General features: G+C 64.1%; 23 protein-coding genes and 1 tRNA gene. 5 read left to right on the top strand and 19 right to left on the bottom strand.

All coding sequences use genetic code 11. The features are described 5' to 3' along the window. Positions 1–67: 67 nt before the first annotated feature. The 18 genes from HMP06_RS15160 to HMP06_RS15245 all read right to left on the bottom strand — a co-directional run bounded on the left by HMP06_RS15160 (position 68) and on the right by HMP06_RS15245 (position 12670). Entirely contained in the window at positions 68–340 is a 273-nt protein-coding gene (locus HMP06_RS15160) for a hypothetical protein (protein ID WP_176497824.1), read from the bottom strand. Between the two features lie 12 nt (positions 341–352). Continuing rightward, complete coding sequence (locus HMP06_RS15165; RefSeq protein ID WP_176497825.1) at positions 353–2554, bottom strand: hypothetical protein; 2202 nt, start codon at positions 2552–2554, stop codon at positions 353–355. 2 nt (positions 2555–2556) lie between these two features. Then, positions 2557–3063, bottom strand: a complete 507-nt coding sequence (locus HMP06_RS15170; protein WP_176497826.1) for a hypothetical protein — start codon at positions 3061–3063, stop codon at positions 2557–2559. An 8-nt stretch (positions 3064–3071) separates the two neighbouring features. Beyond that, positions 3072–4562: a hypothetical protein gene (locus HMP06_RS15175; RefSeq protein ID WP_176497827.1), complete on the bottom strand. Its 1491-nt coding sequence runs from the start codon at positions 4560–4562 to the stop codon at positions 3072–3074. Beyond that, a complete protein-coding gene (locus HMP06_RS15180; protein ID WP_176497828.1) occupies positions 4559–5212 on the bottom strand; it encodes a phage tail protein I in 654 nt (217 codons plus the stop codon). The genes HMP06_RS15175 and HMP06_RS15180 overlap by 4 nt, the downstream gene beginning before the upstream one ends. After that, entirely contained in the window at positions 5202–6155 is a 954-nt protein-coding gene (locus HMP06_RS15185) for a baseplate assembly protein (RefSeq protein ID WP_176497829.1), read from the bottom strand. The genes HMP06_RS15180 and HMP06_RS15185 overlap by 11 nt, the downstream gene beginning before the upstream one ends. 44 nt (positions 6156–6199) lie before the next feature. Then, the gene (locus HMP06_RS15190; RefSeq protein ID WP_176497830.1) at positions 6200–6865 is read right to left on the bottom strand and encodes a phage virion morphogenesis protein; all 666 of its coding nucleotides are present in this window, start codon (positions 6863–6865) and stop codon (positions 6200–6202) included. Next, positions 6862–7350, bottom strand: a complete 489-nt coding sequence (locus HMP06_RS15195) for a phage tail protein (protein ID WP_176497831.1) — start codon at positions 7348–7350, stop codon at positions 6862–6864. Before HMP06_RS15195 ends, HMP06_RS15190 begins: the two co-directional genes overlap by 4 nt. Next, a complete protein-coding gene (locus HMP06_RS15200) occupies positions 7347–7628 on the bottom strand; it encodes a hypothetical protein (RefSeq protein WP_176497832.1) in 282 nt (93 codons plus the stop codon). The genes HMP06_RS15195 and HMP06_RS15200 overlap by 4 nt, the downstream gene beginning before the upstream one ends. Then, the gene (locus HMP06_RS15205; RefSeq protein ID WP_176497833.1) at positions 7582–8109 is read right to left on the bottom strand and encodes a hypothetical protein; all 528 of its coding nucleotides are present in this window, start codon (positions 8107–8109) and stop codon (positions 7582–7584) included. Before HMP06_RS15205 ends, HMP06_RS15200 begins: the two co-directional genes overlap by 47 nt. Further along, positions 8106–8498 carry a tlde1 domain-containing protein gene (locus HMP06_RS15210; protein ID WP_176497834.1) on the bottom strand — a complete coding sequence of 131 codons (393 nt, stop codon included), beginning with the start codon at positions 8496–8498 and terminating at the stop codon, positions 8106–8108. The genes HMP06_RS15205 and HMP06_RS15210 overlap by 4 nt, the downstream gene beginning before the upstream one ends. Then, positions 8495–8860 (bottom strand): hypothetical protein, encoded by a 366-nt coding sequence (locus HMP06_RS15215; RefSeq protein WP_176497835.1) that lies wholly within the window; start codon positions 8858–8860, stop codon positions 8495–8497. Before HMP06_RS15215 ends, HMP06_RS15210 begins: the two co-directional genes overlap by 4 nt. 2 nt (positions 8861–8862) lie before the next feature. Then, entirely contained in the window at positions 8863–9078 is a 216-nt protein-coding gene (locus HMP06_RS15220; protein ID WP_176497836.1) for a tail protein X, read from the bottom strand. Beyond that, positions 9078–9563 carry a head completion/stabilization protein gene (locus tag HMP06_RS15225; protein WP_176497837.1) on the bottom strand — a complete coding sequence of 162 codons (486 nt, stop codon included), beginning with the start codon at positions 9561–9563 and terminating at the stop codon, positions 9078–9080. The genes HMP06_RS15220 and HMP06_RS15225 overlap by 1 nt, the downstream gene beginning before the upstream one ends. Beyond that, positions 9560–9793, bottom strand: coding sequence for a hypothetical protein (locus tag HMP06_RS15230; protein WP_176497838.1), 234 nt, complete (start codon positions 9791–9793; stop codon positions 9560–9562). The genes HMP06_RS15225 and HMP06_RS15230 overlap by 4 nt, the downstream gene beginning before the upstream one ends. Positions 9794–9923: 130 nt before the next feature. Beyond that, positions 9924–10664 carry a phage terminase small subunit gene (gpM, locus tag HMP06_RS15235; protein WP_176497839.1) on the bottom strand — a complete coding sequence of 247 codons (741 nt, stop codon included), beginning with the start codon at positions 10662–10664 and terminating at the stop codon, positions 9924–9926. Between the two features lie 68 nt (positions 10665–10732). Next, entirely contained in the window at positions 10733–11791 is a 1059-nt protein-coding gene (locus HMP06_RS15240; protein WP_176497840.1) for a phage major capsid protein, P2 family, read from the bottom strand. A 51-nt stretch (positions 11792–11842) separates the two neighbouring features. After that, positions 11843–12670 (bottom strand): GPO family capsid scaffolding protein, encoded by an 828-nt coding sequence (locus HMP06_RS15245; protein ID WP_176497841.1) that lies wholly within the window; start codon positions 12668–12670, stop codon positions 11843–11845. Positions 12671–12845: 175 nt separating this feature from the next. Here HMP06_RS15245 and HMP06_RS15250 point away from each other — a divergent pair, with 175 nt between their 5' ends. The 3 genes from HMP06_RS15250 to HMP06_RS15260 all read left to right on the top strand — a co-directional run bounded on the left by HMP06_RS15250 (position 12846) and on the right by HMP06_RS15260 (position 16638). Continuing rightward, on the top strand, positions 12846–14666 hold the full coding sequence (locus HMP06_RS15250; RefSeq protein ID WP_176497842.1) for a terminase large subunit domain-containing protein: 1821 nt from the start codon (positions 12846–12848) through the stop codon (positions 14664–14666). Then, complete coding sequence (locus HMP06_RS15255) at positions 14663–15685, top strand: phage portal protein (RefSeq protein WP_176497843.1); 1023 nt, start codon at positions 14663–14665, stop codon at positions 15683–15685. Before HMP06_RS15250 ends, HMP06_RS15255 begins: the two co-directional genes overlap by 4 nt. Before the next feature lie 146 nt (positions 15686–15831). Next, the gene (locus tag HMP06_RS15260; RefSeq protein WP_176497844.1) at positions 15832–16638 is read left to right on the top strand and encodes a DNA adenine methylase; all 807 of its coding nucleotides are present in this window, start codon (positions 15832–15834) and stop codon (positions 16636–16638) included. 140 nt (positions 16639–16778) lie between these two features. Here HMP06_RS15260 and HMP06_RS15265 read toward each other — a convergent pair whose 3' ends face one another. Next, the gene (locus HMP06_RS15265; protein ID WP_232089722.1) at positions 16779–17033 is read right to left on the bottom strand and encodes a hypothetical protein; all 255 of its coding nucleotides are present in this window, start codon (positions 17031–17033) and stop codon (positions 16779–16781) included. A 760-nt stretch (positions 17034–17793) separates the two neighbouring features. Between HMP06_RS15265 and HMP06_RS15270 the strand changes: the two genes are divergently transcribed. Then, positions 17794–18195, top strand: a complete 402-nt coding sequence (locus tag HMP06_RS15270) for an HIRAN domain-containing protein (protein WP_176497846.1) — start codon at positions 17794–17796, stop codon at positions 18193–18195. 132 nt (positions 18196–18327) lie between these two features. Further along, positions 18328–18403 (top strand) — tRNA-Val (locus HMP06_RS15275). The last annotated feature ends 187 nt before the right edge of the window (positions 18404–18590 follow it).

An 18590-nucleotide genomic window follows, 5' to 3' on the forward strand; every position in this document is an offset into this window, starting at 1 on the left:
CGGGGCTGCTTTTGTAGAATGGGTTTCTACAAAAGCAGCAGTGCTGGCCGATCTCGCGGCGATCTTGCTATTCGATCGAATGTCCCGGTCGCACCGGATCGCCACCAGACAAATAATAATACGGCCGCTGCTCCTCCGCTCCGAGACGATCGAGTTCGGCCAGTTCCTCGCTGGTGACTTCGACCTGCTTCGCGCCGAAGCCGATATCCGGATAGAGCGTCACGGTGCTGATCACCGGTTCGTATCGACCGGTCTCAGGATTGAACCGCGTCTCCCCAAGTTCGCGCTGAACGTTGAAGGCAACGTAAAGGTGGATGGCGTGCATCATGCTGTCGGTCATGGTCGGCTCCGATCAATCGGGGTTGTTGAGGCAGGCCTGGAAGGCGGGGAACAGGAAGATGTCGATCGCGCGCGCAGCGTTGTAGAGTTCGTTCTGATGATAGGCGTCGCCCGTCGTCGCCACGCGCGAGAAATCGTCCGAGCGATATCCCAGCTTCTGCTGCTGGTAGAGGATGCCGATGTTCGGCTTCACGTAACCGAGCAGCGCGTTGAGCAACTGCGCCTTCAGGTCGCTTAAATATTCACGGTTTACGCCGCCCGTGCCGCTCCCCTGCGCTCCCTGCGGCGCGTTGGGATCGAGGATGCAGCTATCGGGGCAGCCTGCGGCGCGCAGGCTCGCTACGGCCGCAGTTGATCCAAGGTTTGGCGTTGCCGGAACGGTGCCAGCCGGCACGCCCTGGATTGCCGGCATGAAGATCCACCGCGCTTGCGTGCGGGCGATGAAGTCGGCCGATCGACCGGCGCAGCGCATCGCGTACCACTGCGTGTAGGCGGCGCCGTCCGACCCGACTAGACTACCGTTGACCGTTGAAGTCTGCATGATGTTGATGTCGCGCGAGGCGGAGCGCCCCTGCTGCATCGTGACCCGCGAGCCGTTGGGGATGTATATGTTTTTCTCAGACTTGTTGACCGCGCGTCCCCACAGCCTGCTCGGGACTGCCCCGGTGCTTCCGCCGAACACGCCCCGCGTGAATACGATTTCGTTGCCGAAGATCGCCGCTCGGCAATTATTTTGCGGGTTGTTGAGCGAATTGATCGTGACGGGCGGGTGGTTCCAGTTGCTGAATTCGAACTCGGACCCATCGGCCGGAATGTAATTTCCAACCACGTTCCCGGTCAGGTTCCAAAGATCGTTCGCCGCCAAAATGGCGTCTGCGCTTGCGCCTTGGGCCCCGATCTCGATCACGCGCAAGCGCCCGTTCAGGAGCTGGTTCAGAAAGTAGCCAATCGACCGGACGCTAGCATTAAAGTGGGGCGCAAAGGTACTGTCCCCGTTGATTAGGACCCGGATCGGCCACGGTCCGTAGCTGCTCTCGAGGGCCACCCGGTCCTCGATTGTCCGGCCAACCAAGGCTGGCACCTTGGTGTGGACCGGCGGATTATCAGAGGGATAAACACGAAGATTGTCGATGACAAAATCTGCGTCGGTCGTGTTGTTCCAAGTCATCCTAATGACCGTCGGTTTCGAAGCACCAACAGCCGGGTCGAAATAGTCCCTAACCAGGTATGAGCCATCACCTCGGTAATCGAGCGAAACTGCGGGGTGACCCGACGCCGGACCGGCATCACCGTTATTGTAACGTATCCCGACATATTGAACGACCGTCTGTAGATCGGACGAGCATTCGAACTGAGTGGTAAGTGGTTGGCCAGCGGTGAAATCTCCGATGATCTCGACAGACCAAAAGCCGTTCGAATGCGCAGGCAAGGTGATTTTCCCGGTCAATGCATAATTGGCAGGGGCTCCATAAATCGCGGGGTTGAGGCGGAGTGGCAGCGTCTGGTCGAACGCGTCCTGCTTGGCACCCACGTGAGCGAGTGAGGCATTGTCGGTCGGCTGCGTGATCCCGCCGCCGACCGAAACCTGTGCCGGCCCATACGTCACCGTGCCGTCACTCAGGGCCTGGAATCTAAGCACCTCGGTGCCTGCTGGTACAGTGCCGCGATACGTGAGCGCATTTCCGCTGCGCACCATTGGGTAATCCGCGCCCGCATAGACCTGCATCCGACCAGCCGGATCAGGCACGCCACCGGTTTTTGAGACCGTGAATTCGATTGGCTTGCCTGCATTGATTGCCTGCCGCGTGGTGTAGGTAAGAACGACGCTCCAGCCCTGGAAGATTGTAAGGGGGGCATTTCCATCGGCGTCGGCGATCGCGGGAGGCGGGCGATGGACAGAGGGCTTGGTCAGCTTTCCGTAGCTGATGGGATTGGCGGACGCCACGAGCGCCGCGATCGTATCAATTATGCTTGCACCCAACGAATTGATCGCTGCCAGCGCCGCGATCCGGGCGGTGTCGATATTGTTCAAGGCGAGAGCCTTGGCATCCGCGATAGCGTTGGCGGCCGCGGTCCCCGCCGCGGCAACCGAATTGTTGATGATCGTGGCCAGCCGATCGAACCGGGTCCGCTTAGCGCGGCCGCCCGAGATGATAATGACGGGTTCTTCGCCATTCGGCGCGACGACTTCGGGAAGTTCGGTAACCTTTGCCATGTTCAGCCCTCGACCGGCCAATGGCCATCGTCGGACGCGTCGAAGCTCGACAACGCCAGCGCGGACCAAGTGGCGATTTTGTGTTCCAGCGTGTTCGAAGCAGCGCGGAGCGCGTCGATTGCGGCGCGCCGACGGAGTGCTGCGCTCGCTTCCTGCTTTTGCGCGCCGTCCGCGGTTTTGGTGCCGGTTGCCAGACCAAGCGCGAAGGCGGCGATAGCGGCATTGTCGTTGGTCTGCCGCGCGATCGACGCGACCGCGAGGATCCGGCGTGCCGCTTCCGCCTTGATATCGGCAATCGCGAAAGCGCGCAGTTGATCGACCGTCGGCTTTAGGATCGGCGAAAGGGTCGGCTTGCCGGTCGTGGTGGCGAGGATCGCGCGGCCCTGGCGCTGCCCTTCGAGCAGCTCGGTATGGCGGCGTGCGGTGACGCGCACGCTGTCCGCAGGAACAGTCGAGCCGTGGATTTCGGCGTGATAGAAATGCTTGGTCGATGGGCTCCAGGAGATCATGGATCCGCTCACTTTCCGAAGATGATGATGTCGAAGCCATCCGCGCGCGGGGACTGCGATTCGGAGGCCTGAAGCTGGACGGTGCCGCTGCCGAGCGAGGCGGGCATGATCTGCGCGATCAAATCCTTGAACCTGGTGCCGCTGGAGATGAACGCGGTCGCGACCTGTGGAAGAACCATTTCCGTGAAAGACAGCGGGAAGGTGATCGGGATCGTCGCCTCGGCCGTGAAGACGTTGCGATACTGAATCCACTGCATCATGAAACCGCCCGGCCAGATGTAATAACCGTTCGGGGTCAGGCTCTTGGGCAGATTGGCCAAGCCGTAGGGCGTGACCGCCTTTGCATCGGTGACGCCGGCGACGATCTCGGCCAGGCTCGCCACCGCGACATCGAGCGCGCGATCGGCATCGAGCGCACCGCCGCCGGTGACCAGGCCAGTGCCGCCGATCGTGCGCGACGTGGGGACCGACGCGCTGAGCCGGGCGAGGATCGTCGCGAGCGATGCCGGGGTGAGCACCTTGTTTGCGACGAGGCCAGCGAGCGCCTCGGCTGCGTTCGCCGCGAGCAGCTCGAACACGCGATCGGCACCAAGCCCGCCGCCCTGGCCGGCCAGCAGCCCGGCACCGGTGATGCTGCGCTCGACCGGGACCGCGCCGACATCGGCCGCATAGAGCACTACGGTGCCGACCTTGGTGTTGACGCTCGACACCGGGGCAGGGGTGGAGATTTCCAGCCAGTTGGCGAGAACGGTCGCCGGCGTAATTTGCAGGACGTAGACCCGCCCATTGTCGGCGCGCACCGCGAAATCGCCCGGTGTCGCCGCCAGGGCGAGCATCTGGGCCTGGTTGGCAGCGGGAAAGACGTCGATCAGGTCAATCGGAGGGCGCTGCGCCACGAGCAGCTTGCCATCCGGACCGAGCGTCGCGACGCCATTGGGTGCGCCGAGCTTGGTGGCAGCGACGTAATTGTCGAGCACTGCCTTCATACTCGCCGGGGTGATCAGCTTGTCGGCGACCGCCCCGGCGAGCGCCTCGGCGATCGTCGCAAGATAGGCGACGCCCTTGACGGTCTCGCTCGCGGGCGGATTGATGAAATTGGTGTTGCCGAACGTCACCTGCGACGCCTGACCAGCGAGCATCTTGAGATCGGCGGCGAGGTAAAAGGTTGAGGCTTCGGCCTTGCTGAGGATCGGCTGGGGCTGCCCATATACCGCGAAGAGCGTGCCGTCGGCGAGATAGAGGCCGATGCCGCGCGCGGTATACGCGTCGGTGCTGTCGTCGCGGATCGTGACGTGGATCGTGGTCGCATCGATCGCCACGCCCGCAACGGTCGCGAGGCGCTTGATTTCAACGGGGAGCGCGGTGAGCGTCGGCGCGACGGTGAAGGCGGTCGCGGTGATACCGGCCGCGACGATCTGCACCGCCGCGGTGCCGCCGCCACCCGGTGCCAGCAAGGCCGCGCGACCGGCGTTGGTGAGCGTGCAAGTCAGAGCGGTCATGCCGGGGTATCCTCGATCGCTTCGAAATCATCGAAGAGCGGCTCACCGGTCTCGGTCTGAAGCAGATCGTCCCACGGCGTGGTGTCGCCTGCGTTGACCGTGCTGGTATCGAGACGGCGATAGTGGGTGGCCTGGAGCGCGGCGAAGGGCAGGATCGCGCCTTCCAGTTCGAGCGACTGGACCAGCGTTAAGTGTGCGCGCACCGGCTTGGCGCGCGACACTTCGGCGATGATCGCACGGGCGAAGTCAGCCGAGACGCGGCGACCGCCTGCGACGCCATCGGCATCGACCAGCGGCAAGCGGACTTCGAAGGTGTACGGATCTAGCTGCGGCGAGGCTTCGAACCACTCGACCAATTGCAACAGATCATCGAAGCGCTGCAGCACCTGTTCGACCGCCCAGCGCGTGCCCTTGTGGCGCTGATCCTCGATCGCGCTGGCCGTGGCGGCGCGCTTCTCGTCATCGGTCCAAGTCGGATCCCAGCGATCGATCGACAGGCCCCACGCCAGCCACGGCAGAAGATCGGCCGGGCAGGTGGCGGGGTTCCACAGTGCGCCAAGGTCGAAGGCGATCGCGCCGTCGCGGGCGATGGCGGTCGACACGCTGCGTTCGAGCGCGGTCGCATTGGGGGGTAGGAGATCAGGCGCCACGGCCGGCCACCGTCACCGAGAAACCAGCGCAATGCGCGGATTGCGTCTGATTGACCACGACATCGGCCGCGGGCGCGACGAGCTGGACGTTCTGGACGCCTTCGACGAACAGGGCCGACGTGATCGCGGCGCGCACGGCGTCGATGCCGAGACCGCCGCTTTGCGCGAGCCATGCGCGCAGTCGGGCTTGCGCGGCCGCCAGCACGACGGTTTCATCGGGGCCGGAATAGAGCGTGAGGCGTGCGTCGATCGTGTAATCGACGATGGAAGCCGACGCGACCGTCACGCTGTCGGTAAGCGGGCGGACCTTATTGCCGGCGACCGTCCCGAGAACGTCGCGCACCGCTTCGAGCTGGTCGGCCGAGGCGATGCCGTTGCCCTCGCGCGAGAGGATCGAGACCAGGACTTCACCGGGGGCGGGGCTGGACGCGCTGGCGTCGCGGATGGTCGCATCAGCCGAGCGCGCGTGGAAGACGTATGCGCCTTCGGGACCGGCCACACTGAAGCTCTCCGGGGCCAGCACGACGCGCTGGCGGAGATCTTCGTCGGCCTCCATGATCGCCGCTGCGCCGGTTACAGGGTCGGCCGGGGTAAGTTCACGGCGCTCGACGCCGACGATCGCAGCGAGCTGATCTAGGTTGGAGCGGGTCGCGTAGGCAATCATCACCTGACGCGCGCGTTCGTTGAACTGCTGGCGGATCAGCAGTTCGCGATAGGCGGCAACCTGCAGGATCTTCACCGCCGGATCGGATTCGACCGTCGCATCGAAGCTGGGGAGCATATCCGGCGCGGTTAGGTCGGCGAGCATTTCCGCGTAGATCGTCTCGAACGACAGTTGCTCAACCACCGTAGGGGGCGGGAGGCGCGACAGATCGACGCTGCTGGAAAGGGTGGCGGTATCGGACACGCGGCCATGTCGCCGCGAGGGCGTGGCGAACGCCATGACGCGCTTTTGTAGAACGGGTTTCTACAAAAGCGAGGATGGCGTCAGCGCGAAGTGACGAATTCCAGAAGCATGTCGAGTGCGTGCGAACGTTCGGCCTCGGTCAAGCCCAGCAGCGTGCGCTTCGTGTACCGAACCGGCTTCGCCTTTGCTGCGGGCCGATCCTGCAAACCATCCTGGTGGACGCGCGCGATCTCGGCCGCGCGGCCGGTGAAGCCGATCCATGCTTCCTGGTCTGTAGCATCGGAGCGAAGATTGCGGGCGGTGCGCAGCTTGCGGAACATCGCGACCTGGCGAATTCGGCCTTTGCGCCGAAACTTGCCACCGCTCTTGTTCTGCTCGGCAGGATCAAGCGGTAGCCAGCGATCGACCTTGTCCCAGAAGAAGCTGCGGATCCCGCCCGCCTCGATGTCAAAGCCGGTCAATAGTCCACCTTCTCGGACCCAGCTCTTCATCAGCACCAGCCGTGGCTCGGGCGCGCCGCGCGGGTAGAGGAATTTCACCGCATAGGTGCCGACCGATGGCGGCTTCTTCGCTTTGCGCGCGGCGAAGCGCTGGCCGTCAGGATCCTGTTGCCGAGCGATTCGCGCCGATTGGCTTTGCTGCACTTCGCGGGCGACGCGGCGCAGCAGCTTCCGCCGTTCGCCGCTGGCGAGCTTGCGCAGCAGCGCGCCGGCGAGCTGCTCGATCTCGCCGAAATCGTCGGTCATTCCGGCACGGTCAGGATGCTTGGCGTGACCATCTCTTCGCGCAGCAGGAGCTGCCACAGGTTGGCACCGCAAACGTCCTCGAAGGCATCGCCGCGCGATGGTTCGTCCAGATGGATCGCCTGATATCCGCCTGTGGGCATGCGGGCGACGCGGACAGCTTCGGTCAATTGCAGGTCGATCGAGACGTCCGCCGCGTCACTGTCGAGCAGTTCGGATTCGAAGGTGAAGGGCTTGCGTGGGTCGCGCTCAAGCAAGTCGGGCTGTTGCTCGGCGATCCAGGCGAGGATCGGGACCATCAGCGCATCAATGTCGCCCGAATAATCCTGCACCACGATATTAAGCGTGTAGGCATATTCGAACGAAAGCGACCCAGCACGCGCCTCGATCGAGCCCTTGTCTATGAACATCGAAAAGCGCGATGGATCTGCCGCGAGGCCGGGGACGGCCTGCATCAGCAAACGGCGCAGGCCGTCCGGCTTCTTCATTTTACTTCCGCACCGCAGGCGCCGGGCTTGCTCCAGCGGATCAACCGCTCAAGCTGCGCCACCGTCATCGCGTAGGCCTTGGCCAGGCGGATGATCGCCGCGCGGGTATCGGGTGCGATCACGGCATCCGTGCGGGGAAAGCCCGCGGGCGGTTCGGGGCAACGCAGCAGCTCGGCCGAGGGCGTATCCTTTATCGTGACAGCAACCGGGCGCGGCACTTCGACCTGCAGTTCACCGGCGTGCCGGCCGCAGCCCGCCAACATCGTTGACAGCGTCAAACCAGCTACCCCCCACGCGATTGCTTTGATCGATTTTGGCATCGGCTTTCTCCATACGTTCGGTCGCGGCGCGTGCCGCCCTGGCATCCTCGGCGGCGCTTGCTGCGTCGGTGCCCGATTTGCGGTCGTGGTCGGTCATCGCGGTCGCGAGCGTGCTGGCGGTCGCTGCATCGGTCTCGCGCTCGAACTTGGCGAGCGCCACGATACGTTCGCCGCAGAGCTTGCCCGCGGGATAGGCAATCGCGACCGACTTGCCCTTCGCGTCTTTCCCAGCGACGCGGCTGCCCGGGAATGGCGCGCCCGACGATGCGCAGGCGACTTCGGCAAAATGCGCAAGCCGGTCGCGATCGGCGCGGATCTGTCCGAGCTGGGCATAGAGCCAAGCTCCGACGCCGGCGACGGCCAGCAGCACGAGCCATTCGGTGTTGGGCACGATCGCGCGCCAGGCAAGACCGAGCGCGCCTTTGAGGAGCTTCATCATTCTACCACCTCCAGAAGCCGCGCGCCGCTGCGCCAGATCGCTTCGCGCACAGTGCGGGGCAGGATGATGCAGCCGTGGCTGGCGCTGCGATCGAGGCGTGCATTGTCGCCGTGGATCCTGAACGCCGACCGTCCGCGCGCATCGGTGCCGGGAGCGGGTTCGAGCACGATGGTGTAAGGTCCGGTCGATGCGCCAGTCAGGCGCAACGCGGTGAGCCTCCACAATCCGCGCGGAATCGGACCGACCGCGACGGCGTCCTGCATCGCTGGATTGTTGATACCGCGGCCGCGGCCAGCGTAGCCGCGCGACAGGAGCGCGCCGTCGAGCCGCATTTCACCGGCCGACTGGTCCCAGACCAGGCGAGCGCCGGAGGGTGAGGTTGCGCTCATGCGTCATCCTTTCGCTTGGGAAACCACGAAACGGCACGGTCGCGGATCTGCGCGGGAAGGCTGGCAACCGCGTCGCTGCAGCTTGCGATGAATTTGGGGGTGGCCTTGAACGCGATCATACCGACCGTGAAGGTGATCGCCTGCAGTACGAACGGATTGATCGTGCCCCACGGCCAGATCGCAGCGATGAAGCCGCCGGCGAAATAGGACACGATCGTGCCGACCGCGAGCTGGGTGAAGCGCTCCGCCCAGGTCAGGCCCTTCTCGTAGCTCAGACTTACCGCCGCGCCGAGCGCGGCCGGGGTGAGGCCGATCAGGAAGGCGAGTGCGCTGGCGAACAGCTCGTGCAGATATTTTTCCATCGTCAATCCCAAAGCTGGATGAGAGGCAGGGTGCGCGGGGTGGGCGTCGCCGCCTCGGGCACGGTGACGACGGTGCCGAGCGGCAGGACAGCGCCCAGCGCGGCAAGGTCGGGATTGGCCTCGAGCACACCGACCAGATCATCGGGGCCGAAGCCGCGCGTGCGCCACAACAGGGCGTCGAGCGTGTCGCCCTGCTGCGCGAAAATCCTGTCGGACATCAGATCAACTCAACATCGGTGCGGGTGCGGCCGAGCATGTCGCGCACAGCGTGCGTCGCGTCGCGGCGCAGCTCCTCGACAGACTGATCGAGATCGCCGACCTGGCGCTGCCCGGCACCGGTCAGATCCATATCGCGATAGCGTTCTACCAAATCGGCCTTGGTCTGGGCGGCGATAGCGCGGCGATAGAGCAGGACCAGTCGGCTTTCGCCGCCGAGCTGCGCCGCGGGCACGTCGGCGAGCGATGCGATTCCGCTCATTTCAAGCGGAAGCCGCCACGCGGCCAGAACGTTGCCGATCGAGATCATCGCGCCAAGGATGGCTTCGCGCAGCCGCTCGGGCGTGACGCTGTCGCGGATCCGCACCTGCAGACGCAACAGCGCGGGATCCACATCGGGAAACCAGCCGTCGTTTGTGATCACCGCCTCGGGCGTCGCGTCGATCGCCGGGATGATCGACGGGTTGCAGTTGAACCCTCCGCTCACAGCAGGACTCGCACGAGCGTCCACGCGCCCCAAAAAAAGCCGGCCAGGCCGAAGGCGATCCGTGCGACCGCCAAGGTGATGTGCTTGCGCGCGTGGGCGATCGGCGCGGGCACGAAGGCCAGCAGCACGGCTCCGGTCATGGTGAGGAGGATGCCGACGCAGATCGACACGATCACCAGCCCGGTGAAGAGTGCGGCCAGGATGCCGGCAAGGGTCGGTTGGTCGATCATCGGCGTGGATCCTTTGGCAGCAGGCCGATGGGGCGGCCTACGGGGGTGGGGATCGAGTCGCTGACGGCCCTCGGCCCGAAGGCCCTCCCGCATGCGCATGATCCGCCCCCGAGCGCCGGGGGCGAGCTGGTCAATCGGTGTTCGATGGCGGCGACAGGAGCTTTTCCAGCCGCTTGATCTTGTCCTTCGCGCCGACGCGATCGTGGAGCTGCTGCGCGCGGCGCAACGGCACAAGCGCGCGCGCGGCCGCAGCGGGCAGCGCCGGGTCGGCCTTGTCGAGTGCCTCGGCGCGTTCCGCCAGCTCGAAGCCGATCGCCTTCTGCAGCTTGGCTCGGATCTCGTCGTGCATGTCGCAGGCTTCGGTCAATTCCTCGATCCGCTCGAGGATCTCGAAATCGAAGGCTTCATTGGCGAGCTGCGACTTGAGCGCGGCAGTCGCGATTTCCTCGACGATCAGCGCCGGGGCCGAACGGGCGTAGCGCGTGGGCAGCGTGATATCGTAGCGCAGGACATATTCGATCAGTGGCATCGCATCGTGGAAGTCGCCCACGTCGATCAGCCAGACCATGATGGTCGGCAGCACTTCGTCCTGCACGCCCTGGCCGGTCTCCTCGGCCGCATCGAGCAAGCCTTCGATCCAGGAGCGATATTCGGGCAGCATCTCGCGCTTGGCGGCGATCTTGAGCTGGATCGACTGGATTTCCTTCAGCCGGCGCAGATCGTGCGTGAGGCGCATATTGATCGTGGCCTGGGCGCGATCGGCCGGGCTGGCATTGTCGTCGAGCGACGTGGCAAGCCCGCCCTCCATGTCGGAGCTTGCCACGGTCTTTGCGGCCAAGATGCGGTCGCGATGGTGTCGAGCAAGGCTCATGCGGGGTCTCGGATATGGAGGGCGAACGGGGGGAGGGCGAACGAGAGAGGGCGCGGAAGCGCGGCCGATCAGGCCGGCTTCTTGCCCATGACGATGTTCTCGACGAGCGAGGTCAGGCCGTAGTCTTCGACGACATAGGCCTCGTTGACGCTCTCATAATTCTCGATCTGATCGAGCGCGGGTTCGTCGCGCAGCTGGCGACGCGTCGTGCCCGCCTGCGTATAGATTGCGAGGTTGGCGAGCGTGGTGATGAGCATCGCATTGGCCGGGAAGAACGGCACGCGCACCGCGGGCATGCCCGCGACTTGCTTGGTCGACATGATGACGTCGCGCGCCAGCATTTCAGTCGCCTTGTCGCCCGCTGCGTTGACGATGTTGAAGTATTTGTCGTGCAGCAGATCGCGGCCGAGGATCACGACCAGGTCGGTATCGTCGCGGTGCCATTCGTCGATCAGCTCGACCGCATCGAAGGCAAGCGCATCGAGATTGACGTAATCGACATCGGTGCCGGGCGTGCCGCCGCCGACATAGATCGCCTTGGTCCCGGCAAGCGCGCCAACCGTCAGCCCACCATCGCTGAGCACGCGCTCCGCCGCATAGGTCCGGATCTTGTACAGCCAGCCCTTGTTGACGTCCTGCAGCAGCGGATTGGCGGTGCGATCGGTCTGCGCGGCAGCGGCAATGCCGTTCCAGCCGATCATGATGCGATCGCGGCCCTTCTGCTTGACGATCGCGTCGCGGACCAGCGTCTGGAACTCCGGGCGATGCGCCCAGGCGTCGAGCTTGGCATATTTGATCGCCGTGTCGCTGTTGGTCTGCTCGCAGCGATAGCGACCGAGATCCGAGGTGTCGGTCGGATCGGTCGGCGTGCGGCGCGTGCCGGCCGCGGTGTTGGTACGGCTTGCGATCGGGCGGGTGACGCCGATACCGACCTTGTCGCCTTCCTGCTGGGTGACGGTGACGTTGCCGACGCGCGACAGGAAGTCGCTCGACTGCATCACGCGTTCGATCAACTTCTGCTCGACCACCGGAGCCACAGTGAATTGCGTGGTGGCATCGGGCACGCCGCTGAGCAGCGCGATCTGGCTGACATAGGCGTTGTACAGCAGGCGGGTCGTGTTGCGCATCGTGGTGCTCCTGGGCGAATCGTTCGAGAGAGGCGTTGAGGTCGGTCGGGATCAGCAGTCGGTGACGGCCGTGCCCGTTCCGCCGCTGGCAGGCGCGCGGTTGAAGCCGGGGGCCTCGGTCGCCTCCAATTTGGCCTTCATCGACGCGAATTCGGTCTGCATCGCGACGACAGCATCATTGGCTGGCTTCACCGCCGCGAGGATCGCGCTGGCGACCTGTTCGCCCATCGCGGTCGCGAATTTGGCGGCGTCGAAGGCATTGTCATTGGCCGGGGTCTTGGGCTGTTCGACCGGCTTCTCAGGCTCGGCCTTGCTGAACATCGCGGCGAAGCTCGCGAAGCCCGCCTTGATCGCCTCGGCGACGCCGGCGGAATCGGCCGGCTTGGTATCGAATTCGATCGCGACGGGTTCGGGCGAGGCCGCGAACACCGTGCCAGGCGCGGTGCGCGAAAAGGATAGCGCCTGCGTACCGATCGAGGCGGGCTTGTCGGTGAAGGCGAGGCCGATCAGGCCGATCTTGTCGGTGCCGGCGTAGCTCGGCGTTAGCTCGACCGAGGGGAAGGGTTTTTGCGCGGCACCGGCGAGGGCAACGAGCTGATCGTTGGCATCGACCTGGCAATACAGCGCGCGGCGCTGCTCGCTCTTGCCGTCGATCATGATGGCATCGGTCTGCGCCTTTACGGCCACCACATTGCCATAGCCGTTGAAGGGCGGTTCGGGGCTGAAGCCCGCGATATGCTCGATATTGATCCGCGGGCTGTAGGTTTCGGCGTTGAAGGTCTCGACGATCTGATCGATCCAGGCGGGATCGATCACGCGGCCGTCGCTGATCGTCTGGCCCGCGACGAAAGCGCGGAAGAACTTGCTCTTGGTGCCCATGGCGGTCTGGTCCCTCGGATCGGTGCGTGCCGCCCAATCCGGTTAGGGGTGGGCATCTAGGGCCGCAAAAGGCACCGAAGAGCGCGCGCATCTCAAGCCAGCGCTTTTGTAGAAACCCATTCTACAAAAGCACCGGCTGCGAGCCGCGCCGATCGCATGGCTAGGTTCGCGCGCCATGAGCAAGCTTCCGCCCGATACCGGCATGCCGCTGCCCGCCTCGACCGCGCCGATCGCGATCGACGCGCGACGGCAGGCGCGCAGCCTGTACTGGCGCGGTTGGGGGGTGACGCAGATCGCCGGCGAGCTCGGCCTCGTACGTGCGACCGTCCAGGCGTGGAAGGACCGCGAGAAGTGGGACGAGGCCCCGTCGCTGTCTAAGATCGAAGACGCGCTGGAATGTCGCCTCAACACGCTGATCGCCAAGGACAACAAGACGGGCGGTGATTTTAAGGAAATCGATCTGTTGATGCGCGCCGTCGTATCGGGCGCGCGGGTGCGCCGGTTCGAAGCGCCAGGCGGACACGAAGGCGATCTCAACGAGAAGGTCGGCAATCGTAACGCCGGAGAGCGCAAGAAGCCGGTAAAGAACCATTTCACGACCGAGCAAGTCGAGCAGCTCGAGGAAATCTTCATGGCCGAGCTGTTCGGCTATCAGGAGGATTGGTGGTGGGCGAAGGACGAGCGCACCCGCATGATCCTGAAGTCGCGCCAGATCGGCGCGACCTGGTACTTCGCGCGCGAGGCGCTGCTCGACGCGCTACGCGGGGGCGGGAACCAGATATTCCTGTCGGCGTCGAAGGCGCAGGCGCATATCTTCCGGGGATACATCGTCCAGTTCGCAGCGCGTGTCGGCGTCAAGCTGCAGGGCGACCCGATCGTCCTGAAGGCCGACACGATTCCCGAGGGCGAACCGGCAGCCGAGCTGATCTTCCTCGGCACCAACGCCCGCACCGCGCAGGGTTATCACGGCAATTTCTACTTCGACGAATTCTTCTGGACCTACGGGTTCGAGGAACTGAACAAGGTCGCCAGCGCGATGGCGATGCACAAGCGCTGGCGCCGGACCTATTTCTCGACGCCATCGAGCGTCGCGCACCAGGCGCATCCATATTGGACGGGCGAGCGGCGCAACCGGCGCGTCAAGAAGGCCGACCGGATCGAGATCGATGTCAGCCATGCCGCGCTGAAGGGTGGGCACCGCTGCGAAGACAATGTCTGGCGACAGATCGTGACGATCGAGGACGCGGCCGAGCGGGGTTGCGACCTGTTCGACGTGGACGAGCTGCGCATCGAATATGCGCCGGACGAATTCGCTAATCTCCTGATGTGCCAGTTCGTCGACGACAGCCTGTCGGCGTTCAAGTTCAACGAGCTGCAGCGCTGTTCGGTCGATACGATGGTCGACTGGGCTGATTTCAACCCGATCGCCAAGCGCCCGGTGGGAGCCCGCGAAGTGTGGGCGGGATACGATCCGCAGGAAAGCGAGGATGGCGACAATGCCGCGCTGGTGATCGCGCTGCCGCCTGGCGGGCCGGGCGGCAAGTTCCGGATGCTGGAGCGGCATCAGTTCCGCGGACTCGATTTCGAGGCGCAAGCGACGATGATCGTGGCGATCCTGGCGCGCTATAACTGCACCTATCTCGGCATCGATGCCAATGGCGTGGGCGCGGCCGTCTATCAGCTGCTGCGCGACAAGATGCGCGGCGTGGTGAAGATCGAATATTCGGTCGAAGCCAAGGTCACGATGGTGATGAAGGCGCAGCATACGATCGCCCGGCAGCGGGTCGAATGGGATGCCGGCTGGATCGACCTGCAATCATCTTTCCTGTCGATCAAGAAGACGCTCACCGGCAGCGGCCGCGCGATCACCTTCAAGGCGAGCCGCACCGAGGACGTCGGCCATGCCGACCTCGCCTGGGCGGCGATGCACATTTTTATCAACGAACCCCTTGACGGCAACGCGCGGCCAAAGACGCGCATGGAGATCTTCGAATGAACGAGCTGCCCCCGTTCGGCGCCGCGGCGCGCGATAGCGATCGTCCGCGCGAGCCGCTGATCTTCAGCTTCGGCGACCCCGAGCCGGTGCTCAACCGGCGCGAGATCATGGACCTGATCGAATGCGTCCATAACGGGCGCTGGTACGAGCCGCCGATCTCGCTCGATGGCCTGGCGCGTGCGTTCCGCGTATCGCCGCACCACAGCTCGGCGATCATCCTGAAGCGCAATTTGCTCGCCGCGTCGTTCGAGCCGACGCCCTTGCTCAGCCATACGGCTTTCAAGGCCTTCGTCCAGGATCTGCTGGTATTCGGCAACGGCTACCTCGAAGAGCGCAAGAACGTACTGGGCGGCACGATGCGGCTCGATCACTCGCTGGCGAAATATACCCGGCGCGGGCTGGTCGCGGGGCAGTTCTTTTTCGTGCCGGGGTATCTGCAAGAGACCGAGTTCCGGCCGGGCAGCGTGGTCCAGGTGATGCAGGCCGACATCAACCAGGAGATTTACGGCGTGCCCGAATATCTGAGCGCGCTGCAGTCGGCGTTGCTCAACGAGGCCGCGACGCTGTTCCGTCGGCGCTATTACCTCAACGGCAGCCATGCCGGGTACATCCTTTATGCGACCGGCGATATCGACGTGAACGATACCGATGCGATCAAAGAAGCGATGCGCAACTCGAAGGGGCCGGGCAACTTCAAGAACATGTTCGTCCATGCCCCGAACGGCAAGGAAGGCAGCATCAAGATCCTGCCGATCGCCGAGGTGGGGGCGAAGGACGAGTTCCTCGGCATCAAGAACGCGACGCGCGACGACGTGCTGGCCGCGCACCGGACGCCGCCATCGGTGCTGGGCATCGTGCCGGCGCAAGGATCGCAGCTCGGCAAGACGAGCGAAGTGGTCGACATGTTCTTCGAGCTGGAGATCGAGCCACTGCAGGCGGCGTGCCTGGCGGCGAATGACGCGCTTGGGTTCGAGGCGATCCGGTTCAAGGCGCGGAGCCGTTCGGCACCGGCCGCATAGAATTCCGCCCGGTGCTTTGCCCGGGCGGGGGAGACCGGGCTGCCACCCGGCCAACCGACGAGGATCAGCTCGCCACGACCAATCGGCCATCGGCCGTCCCGCACCCGGCAAACCGGGCGGGGTCCTAAAAGAGCGAGAAATCCAACATGTACACCATGAATGACGTCAAATCCGTGTCCCCCGCCAGCGGTTACATCGGGGGAAAGCGTAATCTTGCGCGCCGCCTGGTCCCGTTGATCGATGGGACGAGCCACGAAAGCTACGCCGAACCCTTTGTCGGGATGGGCGGCATCTTCCTGCGACGACGACGCAGGCCGCGCGCCGAGTATATAAACGACGTCTCGGGAGACATCGCGACCTTTTTCCGGGTGCTGCAAGAGCACTATCCCTACGTGATCGACATGCTGCGCTTTCGCGTGACCAGCCGGGCGGAGTTCGATCGGTTGAAGGCGATGCCGGCCGAGCGGTTGACCGACCTGCAGCGCGCGGTGCGCTTCCTTTACCTTCAGCGCTTGGCGTTCGGGGGGAAGGTGAGCGGCCGTCATTTCGGCGTCGATGCTCGAGCGGGTGCGCGATTTGACGACGGCAAGCTGGAGCCGCTGCTCGCAGAGATCCACGATCGGCTCGCCGGCGTCGTGATCGAACAGCTCGGTTATGCCGACTTCATCAAGCGCTACGACTCGGCCGGCACGCTGTTCTATCTCGATCCGCCCTATTGGGGATGCGAGACTGACTATGGCCAGGACGTGTTCGGGCGCGCCGACTTCGAGCACCTGGCGGCGCAGCTCGGCGCGATCAAGGGTCGTTTCCTGCTTTCGATCAATGACACGCCTGGCGTGCGCGCGGTGTTTGCCGGGTTCGCGATGCGCGAGTTCGAGACGACGTACACGGTCGGCGCGGGTGCCGCGTCCAAAGCGGCCGAGCTGCTGATCTCGAACTACCCGGTCGGCTAGAGGCCGATCCATCCCATGACGGCCGCGACGATCGCCGCGGCCGTCATCACGCCCGACCCGAGTACCAGCGTTGCTAGGACGAGATGCTCGACTCGGGCGGCTAGTGATTGTCGGGTGACGCGGCGCGGCATCGGTCGATCCTATTCGGTGATCGCCGGAACGCCAGAGCCTCCTTCAAAATTCGCAAAGCTGAAGGGGGGCGGGGGCGGGGCCTGCGACAGGATGTCCAGGCGCTGCAGCTTGTCGGCGAGGATCCCCGCGGCGATGTAGCGCGCCTTGTCGCGATCGGCCGTGATGTTCGATGACAGCTGCTTGCGGAGCGTCGGCGTCCAGCCGCGCATGCCCGCGAACAACAGGTGGATAAGTTCGTCTCGGTCTACTTGGCGCACGTTCAATCTCCCTTATGGTCTGCGCAGAACATAAGTAGAACATTTCCAACAAAGCAAGATAGCTGCGCATCTGGTCACGCGCTCTCCAGAGACAGCCCCACCCAAGGGGGGCTAGGGAGCCCGTACAGGGCATGGGCAACTCAGGGTTGCGACGCTTGGCTTTCCTCGATCGTGCCCTGCAGCGTGGCGCTCCCCGGGCAGGGCGGGCATGCCGGGCCAGGACCGTCGCGACCCCAAATCAAGCGCTTTGTCCCCCACCTCGCCCGCCCACTTTTCGTGTCCCTTTTATTGCAGCCGAAACGGGTTTTTGCCGGAGGGCAGCCCGCGCCTACAGAAAGCCGCCATTTCGTGGCCCGGAGCGTGTTGCAGATTAATGCAGCTGGCGACCTGTTTGCCAGGCCCGCGCGTAGCTCCGTTTCGATCGTCAATTCGCAGCGGCAAATCGCGAGCGACGGGTAGGGGAGTCGGGAAAACCCCAATCTCGCCAACCTTCGCCGAAAGTGGCTGTTAAGTCACTGAAAAGACGCCGCTTATGGATTGCGATCTCACCCCAATCTTTTGCAATATCTTGAGGGCGCAACCCCAATGTAATTGAAAACAATAGATATTTTTCGGGGGTATGGTTGGGTCTAGATAGTATAATCAGGTTATAGAAAGATTGGGGTAAATGTTGGGGTAAAAATGGCGGAAAACCGTGCAGGTTGGGGATATTGGGGTTTTCCCGCGTGCTACTATTTCCTCTGGCCCGCCCTACGAAAGCATCGGAATGGACGATCGTGAATTGAGCCTCGCTGTCGTCGGTCTGGACTTCGCGAAACCGGACAAGTCGAAAAGCAACCGGCGCTTCGAGGTGGCGCTGTGCGCGCCAGGGGAAGCGGTCGAGCTGCGGCCGGAGCCTCGCAATCGCGCAGACCGCAACGCAGTCGCCGCCTTCAGCCAGCGTGGCATCCAGCTAGGCTACCTCACGGCCGAGCGCGCACCGTGGATCGTGCGCAAGATCAATGCCGGCGAGACGTTCGAGGCGGTATTCCAGGAGGCCACGAGTTCGGCCGCGATCATTCGGGTCCGGTTCGGGGGAGGCGCTCCCACCCTGCCGACGCGGCGATCGCCGCAGCAGCAGCCCGCAGATTTCTGGTCGGATCCCGATGGTTCCGATTGGGGGGCGTGATTACTTCGGGAATACTGCGGGACTCTCGGTTCCCTCTATTTCCCTCTGGTTCCCTTTCGTTCCGAAAAACGGCCCGAAAGAGCGGCCTTGTGTGTATGAAAAACGGCGCTATTACGCGGTTTCCCTGCGAGGGGGCGATTAGCTCAGTTGGTAGAGCGTCTCGTTTACACCGAGAATGTCGGCGGTTCGAGCCCGTCATCGCCCACCATTCCCTGGCCACCCGATTTTCCTTGCACCAATGATGGCGCATATCGGCCATCAGGGCGTGGTCCGCGGCCGGTGCGTATAGGCAAGCTCATTTTCGCTATGTATTATCGATGTAATACACTATAGCACTCGGCGATCTAATAGTCTGCCGAGAGTTTAGCGATGCCCAGCATTTCAGTGTCCCGGAT

It is taken from the genome of Sphingomonas sp. HMP6, assembly GCF_013374095.1.
Taxonomy (GTDB): Bacteria; Pseudomonadota; Alphaproteobacteria; order Sphingomonadales; family Sphingomonadaceae; genus Sphingomonas.